12 protein-coding genes are annotated in these 14,432 nt (G+C 32.2%); 3 read left to right on the plus strand and 9 right to left on the minus strand.

Translation table 11 applies throughout. From position 1 onward, the window contains the following. The first annotated feature begins 761 nt into the window (after positions 1-761). Together rplM and rpsI are read left to right on the plus strand one after the other, a co-directional pair. Positions 762-1,178, plus strand: a complete 417-nt coding sequence (gene rplM / locus V5784_RS04910) for a 50S ribosomal protein L13 (RefSeq protein ID WP_336887938.1) — start codon at positions 762-764, stop codon at positions 1,176-1,178. Between the two features lie 20 nt (positions 1,179-1,198). Further along, positions 1,199-1,588 carry a 30S ribosomal protein S9 gene (gene rpsI / locus V5784_RS04915; protein WP_336887927.1) on the plus strand — a complete coding sequence of 130 codons (390 nt, stop codon included), beginning with the start codon at positions 1,199-1,201 and terminating at the stop codon, positions 1,586-1,588. Between the two features lie 75 nt (positions 1,589-1,663). Here rpsI and V5784_RS04920 read toward each other — a convergent pair whose 3' ends face one another. From V5784_RS04920 to V5784_RS04960, 9 genes are all read right to left on the minus strand, one after another. Next, entirely contained in the window at positions 1,664-1,876 is a 213-nt protein-coding gene (locus V5784_RS04920) for a hypothetical protein (RefSeq protein WP_336887928.1), read from the minus strand. Positions 1,877-2,120: 244 nt separating this feature from the next. Further along, positions 2,121-4,712, minus strand: a complete 2,592-nt coding sequence (topA, locus tag V5784_RS04925; protein ID WP_336887929.1) for a type I DNA topoisomerase — start codon at positions 4,710-4,712, stop codon at positions 2,121-2,123. Between the two features lie 27 nt (positions 4,713-4,739). Continuing rightward, on the minus strand, positions 4,740-5,795 hold the full coding sequence (gene dprA, locus V5784_RS04930) for a DNA-processing protein DprA (RefSeq protein WP_336887930.1): 1,056 nt from the start codon (positions 5,793-5,795) through the stop codon (positions 4,740-4,742). 70 nt (positions 5,796-5,865) lie between these two features. Next, complete coding sequence (locus V5784_RS04935; RefSeq protein ID WP_336887931.1) at positions 5,866-6,759, minus strand: tetratricopeptide repeat protein; 894 nt, start codon at positions 6,757-6,759, stop codon at positions 5,866-5,868. Next, a complete protein-coding gene (gene xseA, locus V5784_RS04940) occupies positions 6,756-7,958 on the minus strand; it encodes an exodeoxyribonuclease VII large subunit (RefSeq protein ID WP_336887932.1) in 1,203 nt (400 codons plus the stop codon). Before xseA ends, V5784_RS04935 begins: the two co-directional genes overlap by 4 nt. Positions 7,959-8,028: 70 nt before the next feature. Further along, positions 8,029-9,489 (minus strand): hypothetical protein, encoded by a 1,461-nt coding sequence (locus tag V5784_RS04945; RefSeq protein ID WP_336887933.1) that lies wholly within the window; start codon positions 9,487-9,489, stop codon positions 8,029-8,031. Then, positions 9,486-10,625, minus strand: a complete 1,140-nt coding sequence (locus V5784_RS04950) for a hypothetical protein (RefSeq protein ID WP_336887934.1) — start codon at positions 10,623-10,625, stop codon at positions 9,486-9,488. Before V5784_RS04950 ends, V5784_RS04945 begins: the two co-directional genes overlap by 4 nt. Positions 10,626-10,642: 17 nt before the next feature. Beyond that, a complete protein-coding gene (gene uvrB / locus V5784_RS04955) occupies positions 10,643-12,619 on the minus strand; it encodes an excinuclease ABC subunit UvrB (protein ID WP_336887935.1) in 1,977 nt (658 codons plus the stop codon). Between the two features lie 93 nt (positions 12,620-12,712). Continuing rightward, positions 12,713-13,600 (minus strand): DMT family transporter, encoded by an 888-nt coding sequence (locus V5784_RS04960; protein ID WP_336887936.1) that lies wholly within the window; start codon positions 13,598-13,600, stop codon positions 12,713-12,715. Positions 13,601-13,978: 378 nt separating this feature from the next. Between V5784_RS04960 and V5784_RS04965 the strand changes: the two genes are divergently transcribed. Beyond that, positions 13,979-14,251, plus strand: coding sequence for a hypothetical protein (locus V5784_RS04965; RefSeq protein ID WP_336887937.1), 273 nt, complete (start codon positions 13,979-13,981; stop codon positions 14,249-14,251). Positions 14,252-14,432: the final 181 nt, after the last annotated feature.

A 14,432-nucleotide genomic window follows, 5' to 3' on the forward strand; every position in this document is an offset into this window, starting at 1 on the left:
TTCAGAAATACCAGATGATGAGTTAGAAAGAACTGTAGAAAGAATTAGAAATAGACCGCGAAAAGTATTAAATTATTTTACTGCAAATGAAGTTTTCCTTGAAAATATGTGGTGGTGTGCTTGACAAGACTCACCGCCGAACTAAAAGAAACCTTTTCAAGATTATCTGATTTAAAAACAGTATAATTTTTCATGGGATAAGTCTGTCTAAATAAATTTGTTACCGCGAAACATCAGTTACATTGTATAATTAAATGCAACAAAAGAAGATTCATAGAAAAATCCTGCCTAATGTATGTACCACCAAACATTAAAGGAGATTTCTATAAATCATAAACATTTTACCATTTTAGAGAGAGAAAATATACAGCAGATCATTTAAAACTATTTACAGAGCAATAAAAGCAGGAATTTTACTGGAAGACACTGTTAAACTACTACCTAGAAAAGGTAAAATTGAGAAGAATGGAGTTCAGGAAAAAAGAGGCAGCATACCTGATAAAAAGATGATAGAAGAAAGACCGCAAGTAGCGGATAAATGTATTAAAAAAAGGTTCATAACCGAGTAAATTTCTCTATTTTATTTTTTTGTAAAAAATTACTCCTGCAACACTATTTGTCAACAAAAAACCATTGACACAATGAGCTAACTGTTATATAATATCTAAGATAAAGCCCTTTCCCACGAGGAGCCGTTATAAATATTATTTTATAACATTTATTTTAAGGAGGAACAAAACGTGAAAAACAAATATAGTTTTATGTTAAGAAAAGAAGATGTAGTTAGAGAATGGTTACATTATGACGCTGATGGTGCAGTATTAGGAAGATTAGCTGCTCAAATCGCAAAAAAATTAATGGGTAAAGATAAGGTAACTTATACTCCTCATATCGATGGTGGAGATTACGTAGTAATCACTAACATGGAAAAAATTGTAGTTACAGGAAAAAAATTAACTGACAAAATTTATTACAATCACTCAGGATTCCCAGGTGGATTAAGAGAGAGAAGATTAGAAGAAGTTTTAGCGAAGAACCCTGCAGAGGCTTTATTTTTAGCAGTTAGAAGAATGTTACCTAAGAACAGATTAGGTGCACAGCAATTAACTAGATTAAGAATATTTGTTGGACCTAAACATGAGCATGCTGCTCAAAACCCTGAAACTAAATCTTTATAATAAATAGGAGGTAAATTAAAATGACTGTACAATTAAGAGGAACTGGAAGAAGAAAAACTTCAGTAGCAAGAGTAATCTTAGTACCTGGTGAAACAGGTGTTACTATAAATGGAAAAGAAATGAGCGTATATTTCGGAAGAGCAATCTTAGGGGATATCGTAAACCAACCTTTAGTTTTAACTGAAACTACTGAGAAATTTGGAGTTAAAGTAAACGTAAATGGTGGAGGAACTACTGGTCAAGCAGGAGCTATCAGACATGGTCTTTCTAGAGCATTATTAATGGCTGATGAAACTTTAAAAGCTGTTTTAAGAGAAGCTGGATTCTTAACTAGAGACTCAAGAATGGTTGAAAGAAAGAAATTCGGAAAGAAAAAAGCAAGAAAATCACCTCAATTCTCAAAGAGATAAGGTTATTTCAAAAGAGATATATTTCCACTGTTGTGGAAATACATCTCTTTTTTTTTATAATTTTAAAAAAATCCATCAATGTTCACATGATTCTCCCTCACTTTCTTTGAAAGCCTGTATCCTTTGCAATTTTTCATAAACATCTTTCCTAATATAATGAATTACTTCTCCAATTTTTAATATGTATACTTTTTCCTCCAGGCCCACTACTTCTATTTCTTCAAAAGTATGATAATGTTCTCCATAAAAACTTTTTATTTCCCCGTGAAAATTTATAAATCGAACCATATTAAACCGCCCTTATTCTCCCTCCAAATAAAATGATATATAATAACGTTATTATTCAACTCTGTTTAATTTCCTTTTAAAAGCATTATATATATCTTTCTTTTTTATTTAATCCTACTCCTAAAAAATGAAATTTATGTGAATGCAAAAAAATCTCCCATTATTTTAATGGGAGATCTAGTGATCTTACTTTTCTTCTTTTTCTTTTTTTACTGCTGCCTTCTTCTTTACAAGTGCTTTTTTACTACAGCCTTTTTAGCTGGCGTTTTTTTTCAGGCGTTTTTTTTGCAGATGCTTTTTTTGCTACAACTTTTTTTACTGTAGGAGGAGCTACTGATAGTTCCCCTGTTTCCTTATCTTTTAATATCTTTCTTGTGTTTTTACAAGTTGGATAGTTACTGCACGCCAGAAATTTACCCCTTCTACTTGCCTTTATCTCAAACTTGCTACCACATTTTTCACAGACTCCTGCTTCAGATATAAGTTTATCTTCTACAACTTTTATCTCATCTAAAAGATATTTAATTATTATAACTCCATCTTTTTCCTCTAACTGACCTTCTTTTACTAGCTTTTTTATACTGGTTGGCAGAGGAATTCTGATATCATCCACAGCAAAGTTTTCACTCTCTAGATATTCTCCATACCTTCCTTTTTTTAAAATCATCATAGTTCCGTCTTCCGTTTTCATATCAGTATCTTTTTCTTCAAAATACTCGTTCATCTCTAACAATCTTTCCTTTAAAGCGATCATTTCTACATCTATCTCTATACTTCCATCTCTTAGAACACCTATAACCGTACTAGATAATGGTAGTCTTTTGTTATCCGTTTCATAATTTTCACTCTCTAGATATTCACCGAATCTTCCTTTTTTCAGATTATATCTGACACCTTTTATCACTATATCCGTTGGTATACCTTTTTTAATTCTTTCCCTCTTCTGTACTACCTCATTGATAAAGATATGCCCATCTTCTAACTCATGCTCATCAATATCCACTGTTTTTAGCGGAATCCTTCCACTACAAGTTTCAAAGTGTTCACACTCTAAATACTTACCAAATCTACCTGTTTTCAGGAGCATCTTCCCTGTACAGCCATCCACTGGACATGGTACATCAGATTCAATCCTTCTATTGGTAATCTTTTCCACTTCTTTATCAAAATTATCCAATGCTTTTTTAAAATCTACATAAAATTCTTTCAAGACATTGGTCCACTTCATCTCTCCTTCTTCGATGGAATCTAAGGCATCTTCCATACTAGATGTAAACTCTACTCCCAATATTCTTGGGAAATATTTATTTAATATCTTTTCTACATCATGACCTAACTTAGTAGGTAAAAATGATTTCCCCATGACCTCGACATATTCCCTCTTCTTTAAAGTTTCTATGATGGATGCATAGGTAGATGGTCTTCCAATACCGTCAGCTTCCAACTTTCTTACCAATGAAGATTCGGTAAATCTTTTAGAAGGTTTAGTCTCATCTGCCTTTATATTTAATTTTCCTAAGGTTAACCTATCTCCCTCTTTAATCGTAGGGAAATCAGCTGTTTTTATCTCATCTTCCTCTTTGAATACCTTATAGTATCCATCAAAGGTTACCTTATTTACTATCCCTCTAAACTGATATTTATCATATTTACTTATCAAGGTAAACTGGTCATATTCCATAGGAGCTAGCTGGGAGATTATAAATCTTTCCCAAATCAACTTATATAATCTGTATTGATCAGAATTTAGGTATTCTTCAATATTATCCGGTTCTAAATCTATATAGGTAGGTCTTACTGCCTCATGGGCATCCTGTATTTTCTTCTTCTCATCTGTTTTTTTCTGCTTTTCCTTTCCTATATATTCTTCACCATATTTATCTATAATAAATTCCTTAGCCTGCCCTTGAGCTTCCTCGGATATTCTAGTAGAGTCAGTTCTCATATAGGTAATCAGACCTTTTTGAGTTCCATCTATCTTTAGCCCTTCATATAAGCTCTGGGCTACTCTCATAGTTTTTGAAGCTGAAAAACCTAAGTATGATGAAGCCAATTGTTGTAATGTACTTGTTTTTAATGGTAAGGGTGGTTTCTTAGTTTTCTTAGCTATCTCGGTACTGGTTACTTCAAAAATAGGATTTACTTCTAGAGATTTTTTTAACTCCTCCATCTTTTCCTCATCCCACATTTTTATTCCTCTGTCATCCCCTGATTTATACAGATTTAGATCTATATTATCACTGAAATTTCCACTTACTTCCCAATATTTTTGAGGAATAAATGCCTTTATCTCATCTTCTAAGTCACAAATTAATTTTAACGATACCGATTGCACCCTTCCTGCACTGGTATTAGAAGATATTAATTGCCATAGATATGGACTGATAGAATACCCTACTATTCTATCTAATAATCTCCTTGCTTGTTGTGCATCGACCCTATCTTGATCTATAATTCTAGGATTCTTTACTGCTTCTCTTATTGCAGTTTTTGTTATCTCATTAAATTCTATCCTGTTTTTTTCCTTTGGATCTAGTTTTAATATATGAGCTATATGCCAAGCTATAGCTTCCCCTTCCCTATCCGGGTCGGCTGCTAGATAGACTTTATCTGCTTTTTTTGCCATGGCTCTCAAAGTTTTAGTTATTTCACCCTTACCCTTTATTGTTGAATAAGATGGTGTAAACTCATTTTCTATATCTATCCCCATTTTTGTTTTGGGAAGGTCTCTTATATGTCCATATGAGGCTGTAACCTCATAATTACGTCCTAGTATTTTTTTTATAGTGTTTGCCTTTGCCGGGGATTCTACTATAACTAGATTTTTTTTAGCCACTTCTATCACTCCAATATTTTGTCTTTACTACACTCTTCTATACTTGCCACCTGCAATAGCTCTCACAAGTTTTTTTAATTCTAAATTTGTTAATAACCCCAAAAGTTTACCTATGGAAATTTTGGTTTCTGTCATCAGTTCATCTAAACTTTTTTCTACAACCAGTGCACTGTAGATTTTTCCCTCTTCTGCACCTATGTCTACGTTGATATTAATTTCATTTTCTCCAGTCCATCCATACTCTTCTAATATATCTTTTCCACTGGTAACCAGCTTACCGTAGGAGTCTTTTATGAGGTTATTGTTCCCCTCAAAGGACGGATAGTTTGGAAATCCCGGAATAATAAAAACATCCCTATTTTCTTCCAAAGCCAGTTTAGCAGTTATCAGGCTGCCTCCCTTTTTATAACTTTCTATCACTGCCACTCCTCTGGTCAAACCGACTATTATCCTGTTTCTTCTAGGAAAATTATATCTGTCTGGAGGAGTACCCAATGGATATTCGCTTATAAGTGTCCCCTCTTTTGTTATTCTTTCCCATTCATATTTATTTTCAGGAGGGTAGACAACATCTAATCCGCTTCCTACAACCGCTATTGTATTCCCACCTAGGTTTAAGGCCCTTTTATGAGCTGTTACATCTACTCCCGTTGCTAATCCACTGGTTATAGTTACTCCTGCTCTTACTAAATCTCCTACTAAGCCCTTACATGCAGACTCCCCATAACTGGTCATCTTCCGTGTTCCAACTACTCCTATATTTTTTTCATAAAAAGTCATCTTTCCCTTCATATATAGAAATACCGGTGGATGGGAGATGTTTTTTAAATATAATGGATACTCTTTCTCCTTTATAGAAATTGTTTCAATATTTAAATTTAGCATCTTTTCCCTATAAAAATCAAGGTTAATTTTATAAGAATTTAAAATTTTACTAATATCTTCATCTTTTAGCCTCATAAATTCACTATAAAATACCCTGTCATGGAGGAAGATTTCTTCAAATTCTTCACATAAATTCATCAACTTAATTATTATGCTATCCCTTACTCCTGCTACTCTCAATTTATACCAAGAATCCAAAATTCTCACCTCCATGACAGTTTTCACTCTAAACCTAATTCAAGACATTTTTTATTTTAATTTTAGTTTATTAATTTCTTCCTAACTTACTGTATATATCGCCTAAATTTTTTCTTATTTTCTTAGAATCAGGAAATTTAGCCTGTGCTTTTTCCAAAATATCTTTAGCACTACTGTATCTATCCTCTGCCATATAGATATTTGCCATGGCTATATAGACATTTTCATCCTCCTGGTACATAAGATATTTCTCCATATTTTCTATGGCTCTTTCATACTCTCCTTTCATTTGATAGGAGATTCCTAATCCTAGATATCCTCTGTAAAAACCTGGTTTTTCAGATAAAAGTTCCTTATAAAATATAATAGCGGTATCATATTTTCCTAAAAATCTAGCAGTTGTAGCTGCACCGAAATAATTTCTATAATCTCCCCTTTCATCTCTTTTAAATATAGTATAAGCTCTTTTAAAAGATTTATCATTCATATATATACTTCCCAAGATATAAATATCCTCGCTATTTGTATAATTAGTTTTTTTTAAGTAAGTTTCAAACTCCTCAAAATATTCCTCTTTTTTATCATAATTCCACTTAGAGACATTTTTTTTATCTAAGGTCAGTTTTTTTTGCAATGCTTTAGTATCTGTAGAATTTAATTTTAAAATTTTTCTATATACTCCCAGGGCTTTATCTGTCTGGTTTAGGCCCTCATATGATCTAGCTATCCCTCCAAGAGATTCTATATCATCTTTTTCCACCTTAAAGGCCCTCAAGTAAAAATCCAATGAGTCGCCGTAATTCCCCTCTAAATAAGAGTTTTCTCCTGCATTCATATACTCTTCATAGGTTGTATTTCCGTCATCTGCCATCTTATAAATATCCTCTGTTCTAAACCTACCCTGAACCTCTGCATATCCTATTGATACTATCCCAACAAATAATATCATCAATATTTTTTTCATCTATTCATCTCCTCTACTCTGCTGATTACTCTACCGTCGTGATAGATAATCTCTATTTTTTCACCTTTTTCTAACTCTCCTGCACTCCTTATGACCTTATCTCCTGCTTTAGTTATGGTGTATCCCCTCTTCAATATTCCCTCTGGATTCAATGATCTTAATTTTTCCATCCTCACTTCTAATAGATGTTTTTTTCGGATTAAACTACTTGAAATAACTTTTTTCAACCTGTCTTCCCTGTCCATCAAAAGATTGTTCTTCTCTACAACAGTCTCTAGATAACTTCTCAGGATATAGCTATTTCTCAAAGTTTTTAATTTTTCCTTTTTTTCCCTAAGGTTGGTCAGTAGGTTGTTATTTAGTTTCCTCCTTCTATCCTCCAATTTTTCAATGAGCAGATCTTTTCTAGGAACTACTAATTCTGCTGCATGGGTAGGAGTAGAAGCTCGCAGATCTGCGGTCAAATCGGTCAAAAGATTATCTATCTCGTGACCTACAGCTGAAACAATAGGAGTTTTAGTGTTAAAGTACGCAAGAGCCACCTTTTTTTTATTGAATGACCAAAGGTCTTCCACACTTCCGCCACCCCGTCCTGCTATGATAAGGTCTATTTCCTCCATCTCGTCTAATATTTTTATTCCCTTTATAATCTCATCTTCAGATCCTATCCCCTGAACCTTGGCGGGATAGACATAGATATTTATATTTTCATATCTAAGTTTGGCTGTCTTTATTATATCTTTTACTGCAGCCCCTGTACCCGAGGTTACTATCCCTATATTTTGAGGTAGTTTTGGAATAGGTAATTTGTATTTTGTATCAAAATAACCATCTTTGGCTAGCTCTCTTTTGGTTCTTTCTAACTCCTCAAATAGTTTCCCTAGACTTCCCTCTTTTTCCACATGAGCTACCAATATTTGATAGTTCCCACTGGCTTCATAGAGAGTCACCTTCCCAAACAATTTTATCTTATCGCCCTCTTTTAAATCCTCTGGGATATTTTTAAATTTATATCTAAACGATACGCATTTTACACTGGCCTTACTGTCTTTCATGGTAAAATACAGATGTCCGCTCTTATAGTAATTTATCCCCGAGATCTCCCCTTTAAGAAAAAAATTATTAAAACTGTCATTTCCCTCTAAATATTCCTTTACCATCTTATTCATTTGACTTACTGTAAATATCCTATCCTTCATATATTTCTCCTCTTTACCCTCTCACATCTATGGATATCTGTTTTATGGTCATCAAAAGTAAAGAGACAAATCATATCTCCAATATCTTTATCCCATCTTCCCAAACAGTTGTTTTTTTATCTTCAGATACTTTTATAGCTAAACCATATCTAGACCCACTTATTGCAGCAGCTGTTCTGGCTCCTTCGACCTTCTCTTTGCTTCCATTCATATCTAATTTCACCAATCTGCCAAATGATAAAAGATTAAATTCATTGTCTAGGGTCACAGCTCCATCTACCTTAGATATTAGTTTCAAATATTCAAAATTATGATTTTTTATTCGGGTATTTTTTCCATCCTTTAAAACTGTTCTCTTATATATACTCTTGTCTTCGTTTCCATCTATAAATATTTTTTCCATCTGTCTGTCTTTTACAGTTCTCTCTAAGATTATAAAGAGTCCTCCCTTACCTTCTTCCAGGAGGTTTTTAATAAGACAGACCAAAACGTCTACATTTATTATAATGTTTTTAATTATATCTTTTTTCTCTATTTTATCATTAAAAAGGTGAAATACAAAAGAATCCATATAAAATTTTTCTATAATCAAAAATTTTAAAATATGAAAAGATTTTAACTTCCATTTTCCACTCCTGTATGAAAGGTAGTTATCTGTAGAATTCTGCAAATATAACTTTAATTCTTTATCTTTAATTTCCATGTATATATATGGGAACATATCTCTTTTTTCTTTGTTATAGCTATTAAAAAAAACTTCCGATGACATCATCTTTTCATTGGAATATTTAACCAGTTTTTTTATTTTCTCCTCACTCAATTTAAATCCAGCCTTAACTTCTACATCTATACTATCCTTATCAATATAATTTAAAACATTTTTAGATAACAAAGATATAAATGAGATTAAATGCTCATTATTTTGGCTCCTCAATTTAACCAGCATCCTTTCCTTAAATACTTTGTGTTTTTCATCATTTACACCCAGTCCATAACCTCTAAAGTCACTACCTATGATCAACACTAAATTATCTCCATTTAACATCTTTAGGGATAATTTTTCTCTGAATATCTCCTCTATTTTTTTAGGCGTATCAAAAGGAAGAAAATCTAGTCCCATTTTTTTTAATTCTTCAGGGATAATTTTTCTGTTTTTAAAAAGTAATATATTTAAATTTGAGTTCTCACTTTCATAAGTTTCATTACAGATCCTCTTTATGGTATTCATAAAATTCATCTGTTCATTTGTAACTACCAATTTTTCCTTTACCATATGACCTATTAATTTTTGAGAAAGTTCCTCTATTAGATCGGTGAAGTAAATATTATTATTATTCTCATAGTATTCCTCTAAGATTATATCTAAAACCTCAAAAATCTCACCTATATGTTCCAAAGTTTTCTTAATAAATTTGGAATTAAACTCCGGTATAAATTCCACATGATTACCGTGAGCTTTTATCTGTAATTGTACTCCTAAGAACTCACTTAGTTTCTCTAAAAATTCCCCATAATAGTCTATTTTTCTCATTTAGTCCCCTTTTTAGTTCTAAAAATAATATTCTTTAAAGAATATTTGGTGGGCTTCTTTGATTTTTTTTTATATTCTAGATGGTATTTCTCCATCATCTCAGCCATTCCTTTTCTTTCATCATCGGTCAATATCTTAAACATCTCTAAAAATTTTAACTTCTCACTGAGAGGCTCTCCTCCAAGTAGCACATATGCCATAGAATAAAAGACACCTCTCTTCTCCATGGTATATTCACCTGTTTCCAAAACCAATTTACCGAATACAAAAATTATTTCTTTTTTTTTAGTCTGCAGTATAGTTTCTAAATCCCCTGTCTTTTTTAGTTTGAAATAATTCAATAATCTTATTATCTCTACAGGGGCTTCCTCCCTGGTTTCCTCCTTTAAATTAAGTTCTTTTAAAATATCTCTAAAAAGGTTTTTCAAGATAATATTATTTTCCATAAAATATCTAATAGTTATATTATTTAAAGGACTGTCACTAGGCATATTCCCTCCCATCTTTATGGAATCATGCACTTTTTCCTCATACCTTATAAGATCCTGCTTTATATTTACAAATTCCTTATCGGCTAACTCCAGTAAACTTGCAACTCTAGAGAAACTTCTTATCAGTTCATCCGGGATTCCTACACTGCTTTTATATCCCAAATCATGTTCTATGGTAGCCCAAGTATGCTGTAGCAGACTCCTTATCTGAATTTCAAACCTTATCCCTCTAAAATTTTTATACTTTTCTTCCAGTGGAAATGACACCACGTAGTGGAGGGACATATATCCAAACGATCTAGGATCGATTGCTTTTCTTTTGTCGATAGTATTTTTTTCATCTATCACAAAAAAATCTTTTATTTTTTCAGCTGTTATGTCTACTTGATCTTCCATGAAGGTAACTACTCTGAATCCTATAACATCGGTAATGTCAGACAACCTTTGATATTTTCTTCCCTTATCATGTATTTTTTTACTCAAACTTCCCTTGGTTTTTATCCTAAAATTTGTACTTTGAAGTCGATAATTTTTATTCTCAATCTCATTCTCAAAGATCTCCTGTATGACCTCTACCATCTCCTTATAGACGGGTAGCATCTTATCATATTTTTTTAAAAACCTGTCTACTTTTATATTTTTCATAATTTCCCCCTAATAGCCTATATTTCCAATAATAATTTATCTAATTTTAACATCTCATCTCTTTTTTTTATAGCTCCTTCAAAATCTAATTCTCCAGCTAATATTCTTATCTCTACTTTTAATCTTCCTATCTGCTCTATTATATCCTTTTTAGAACTATATATCATTGTTTCTTCGTTTATTTCATCCATATCTAAACCATAATCTAGGTTGAGTAGATCTTCAGAGATCTCATTTATAGTGGTTCTAGGATCTATATTATTAGTTATATTATATTCTATCTGTTTTTCCCTTCTTCTATCTGTTTCTGAGATGGCTTCCGCCATAGATTTTGTCATAATATCTGCATATAAGATTGCTTCTCCATCTATATTTCTAGCAGCTCTACCCATTGTCTGTATCAGTGACCTCCGGCTTCTTAAAAAACCTTCCTTATCTGCTTCTAATATAGCTACCAAGGATACCTCTGGAATATCTAACCCTTCCCGTAATAGATTTATTCCTATCAATACATCAAATTCCTTTTTTCGAAGACCTCGAATTATCTCAATCCTTTCCAATGTGTCTATCCCAGAATGCATATATTTCACCTTCACTCCCAGATCAAGATAATATTCTGTCAGCTCTTCTGCCATCTTTTTCGTCAGTGTGGTCACTAGAACACATTGCTTTTTTTCTACTCGGATTCGGATTTCTTCTAAGAGGTCATCCACTTGATTTTTAATTGGCTTTATTGTTACCCTAGGTTCTATTATACCTGTAGGTCGAACCAATTGTTCTGCAATTGCCATACTATTTTCTAATTCAAAATTTCCAGGAGTAGCCGATACAAAAATCATCTGCCCTCCTACTTCTCTGAACTCTTCAAATTTCAAGGGTCTATTATCTAAAGCAGATGGCAGTCTAAATCCATTCTCTACTAAAGTTGTCTTTCTTGATCTGTCTCCTTTATACATCCCACCAATTTGAGATAATCCTATATGGGATTCATCCATAAAGATCAAAAAATTATCTGGAAAGTATTCTAATAAAGTATGGGGTTTTTCTCCCTCTTTTTTCCCCGATAGATACCTAGAATAGTTTTCTATCCCCTTACAGTAGCCTATCTCCTTTATCATCTCGAGATCATACTCCGTTCTCTGCCTTATCCTCTGTGCTTCTAGGAGCTTCCCTGATCTTTCAAATTTTTTTACCTGAATTTCTAGATCTCCTTTTATCTCCTCCATGATCTCCTCTAGTCTGTCTCCCTCTGTCAGATAGTGAGTAGCCGGCATGATCATTATCCTCTCAAGATTTCTTTTTATACTCTGACTTGTTAGGGTATTTATTTCAGAGATACTTTCCAGTTCATCTCCCCAATATTCTAGCCTGTATCCACTTTCTTGATAAACGGGGTAGATATCTATAATATCTCCCTTGACTCTAAATTTTCCCCTTTCAAATGCTATATCATTTCTTTCATATCTTAAATAGATTAATTTTTTCATGACTTCATCTCTGCTCATACCACTCTTAAGATCGATAGCTAGAGTCATCTTTTTATATGTTTCAGGAGACCCTAAACCATAGATGGCTGATACAGAGGCTACTACTATGACATCTTTCCTCGTTAAAAGCGCCGCAGTTGCCGAATGACGCATTTTATCTATCTCGTCGTTTATAGATGAGTCTTTGTCTATAAACGTGTCTGTAGAGGGAATATAAGCCTCTGGTTGATAATAATCATAGTAAGAAACAAAATATTCCACTGCATTCTCAGGAAAAAATTTTTTATACTCTGAATATAGTTGTGCTGCCAGAGTTTTATTAGGAGCCATAATGAGAGCAGGTCTATTGGTTTTTTCTATTACATTGGCTATGGTAAAAGTTTTTCCAGACCCTGTTACTCCTAATAATGTCTGATCCTTATAGTTATTATTTAATCCCTCTACTAGAGTTTTTATAGCACTTGGCTGATCTCCTGTAGGAGTATAATTTGACACTAATTTAAACATCTTAGCTCCCCCTATTTTCTTATCTTCATCTATCTTTCTATTTCAAAGGAAATAGATTAAAAAAGAGTAGCTTAAGCTACTCTTTTTTCTTTCTTATATCTTAACTGTTTTCTTCTTAAATTTCAAAAAATTCCATTTTGTTTCTGCAGTTATTATTGCTATGAATATAGCAATACCTCCAATAATCATATTTATAGTTAATAACTCTCCCAATAAAACTACTGAAAATAAGGTTCCAAAAACTGCTTCTGTAGATAATATTATTGCTGTCTTTGTAGATGTGGTATGAGCTTGAGCCCATGTTTGAAGAAAAAATGCAAGCATTGTTGTAACTATCCCCACATAAAGTATAGCTAACCAAGTCTGGTTAGGTATCACAGGCGGTAGTGTCTCTACGCTAAACGCCGTTATAAAAGAGAAGATTGATGCAAAGACCATCTGTAAAAAACAAAGAATGAAAGGTCCTGTTTTGCCTACATAATGACCATTTGATACTATATGCCCTGCAAATATAAATGCACACACCAAAGATAGAAATTCCCCATATCCAAAATTCATATTATTTCCTATAGATAAAAATGCTGTTCCTAAAAAACAAATTCCTACTGCTATAAAAGCATATTTATCAGGTCTTTTCTTGGTAACTACCCAATATAAAAATGGAACGACTACTACATTTACTCCTGTTAAAAAAGCATTTTTAGATGGTGTTGTATACTGTAATCCTACAGTCTGTGCTCCAAATGCCAAGTACAATAAGATTCCTACTAAAAAGCCTCCCAATATATCTTCCTTTTTCATCTTCTTTATTCTCTTAAAAAAGATTACCCCTAGAGATACTCCTGCTATTAAAAATCTGAACCCCATCATGTAAAATGGAGATATCCCTGCATCCAATAGAATTTTGGTAGCTACAAAGCCTGATCCCCATACAATCGATACCAATAATAATGTTATATCTGCTACTAAACTTTTTTTCATTTTTATCACCTTTCCCCTTTTATATAAACCAAAGTGTTAAACTAACATACAGATATAATAGATTTAAGAATTTATTATATTCATCCTGTTTCCATATTACACTATAGTTTACTTCTTTTTCACAAAAAAAGATAATTCATTTTATTCATCTTATATATATCATTCCATTCATTGTATTCATCCTAGGAATATTTCAATCCTCTTTTACTTCACAATAACAAATATTATCAAAAGATGTTTTTTATGCTATAGTAATTGATACGATTTGATTTTAATGTACTAATTTTAATTTTTTAATAAATTAAGAGGTTTCTCTTCTGCCACTAAATATATTGTTAAAATCAAGTTGAATAAATTGTTCAAAAGGAGTTAAAAATAATGTTAAGAACAAAAAGTTTATTTATAGTAACAATTTCTAGTGCCATAGTTTTTCTCTTAATTTTTATTAATTTAAAAAAATCAATAGAAAAAGACTATGAACAGATAGAAATTGGAATATCTAAATCTGTATATAAATTGATAAACAATGAATTTAATAGTTCATATTCAAACTTAGAAAGACTCAATATTGATTGGTCTAGATGGAATGACACCTGTGAATTTGTAGATACAGAGGATTCTTATAATAAGAGAAGCTTATATAAAAAGTAATTTAGTGGACACTATTTTAGATGAGTTAAATTTAAATCTTTATAATGGTCGTATAAATTCATACAAAGAGTGTTTAACCTTAAGCAAAAAAATAGAGTATAATTTAAGAAAACAATATGGGGGATTTTGATTATGAATACACGAAAAACTTACTCTTCTAAGTTTAAATTTAAGATCGTTT

This window comes from Psychrilyobacter sp., assembly GCF_037132775.1.
Classification (GTDB): Bacteria; Fusobacteriota; Fusobacteriia; order Fusobacteriales; family Fusobacteriaceae; genus Psychrilyobacter.

What these genes read in the sequence shown, in the direction of transcription:
- V5784_RS04965 (WP_336887937.1), top strand. Translation starts at nt 13,979, where the DNA reads ATGTTAAGAACAAAAAGTTTATTTATAGTAACAATTTCTAGTGCCATA.
- V5784_RS04935 (WP_336887931.1), bottom strand. Translation starts at nt 6,759, where the DNA reads ATGAAAAAAATATTGATGATATTATTTGTTGGGATAGTATCAATAGGA.
- uvrB (WP_336887935.1), bottom strand. Translation starts at nt 12,619, where the DNA reads ATGTTTAAATTAGTGTCAAATTATACTCCTACAGGAGATCAGCCAAGT.
- rpsI (WP_336887927.1), top strand. Translation starts at nt 1,199, where the DNA reads ATGACTGTACAATTAAGAGGAACTGGAAGAAGAAAAACTTCAGTAGCA.
- rplM (WP_336887938.1), top strand. Translation starts at nt 762, where the DNA reads ATGTTAAGAAAAGAAGATGTAGTTAGAGAATGGTTACATTATGACGCT.
- V5784_RS04920 (WP_336887928.1), bottom strand. Translation starts at nt 1,876, where the DNA reads ATGGTTCGATTTATAAATTTTCACGGGGAAATAAAAAGTTTTTATGGA.
- V5784_RS04960 (WP_336887936.1), bottom strand. Translation starts at nt 13,600, where the DNA reads ATGAAAAAAAGTTTAGTAGCAGATATAACATTATTATTGGTATCGATT.
- V5784_RS04950 (WP_336887934.1), bottom strand. Translation starts at nt 10,625, where the DNA reads ATGAAAAATATAAAAGTAGACAGGTTTTTAAAAAAATATGATAAGATG.
- V5784_RS04945 (WP_336887933.1), bottom strand. Translation starts at nt 9,489, where the DNA reads ATGAGAAAAATAGACTATTATGGGGAATTTTTAGAGAAACTAAGTGAG.
- xseA (WP_336887932.1), bottom strand. Translation starts at nt 7,958, where the DNA reads ATGAAGGATAGGATATTTACAGTAAGTCAAATGAATAAGATGGTAAAG.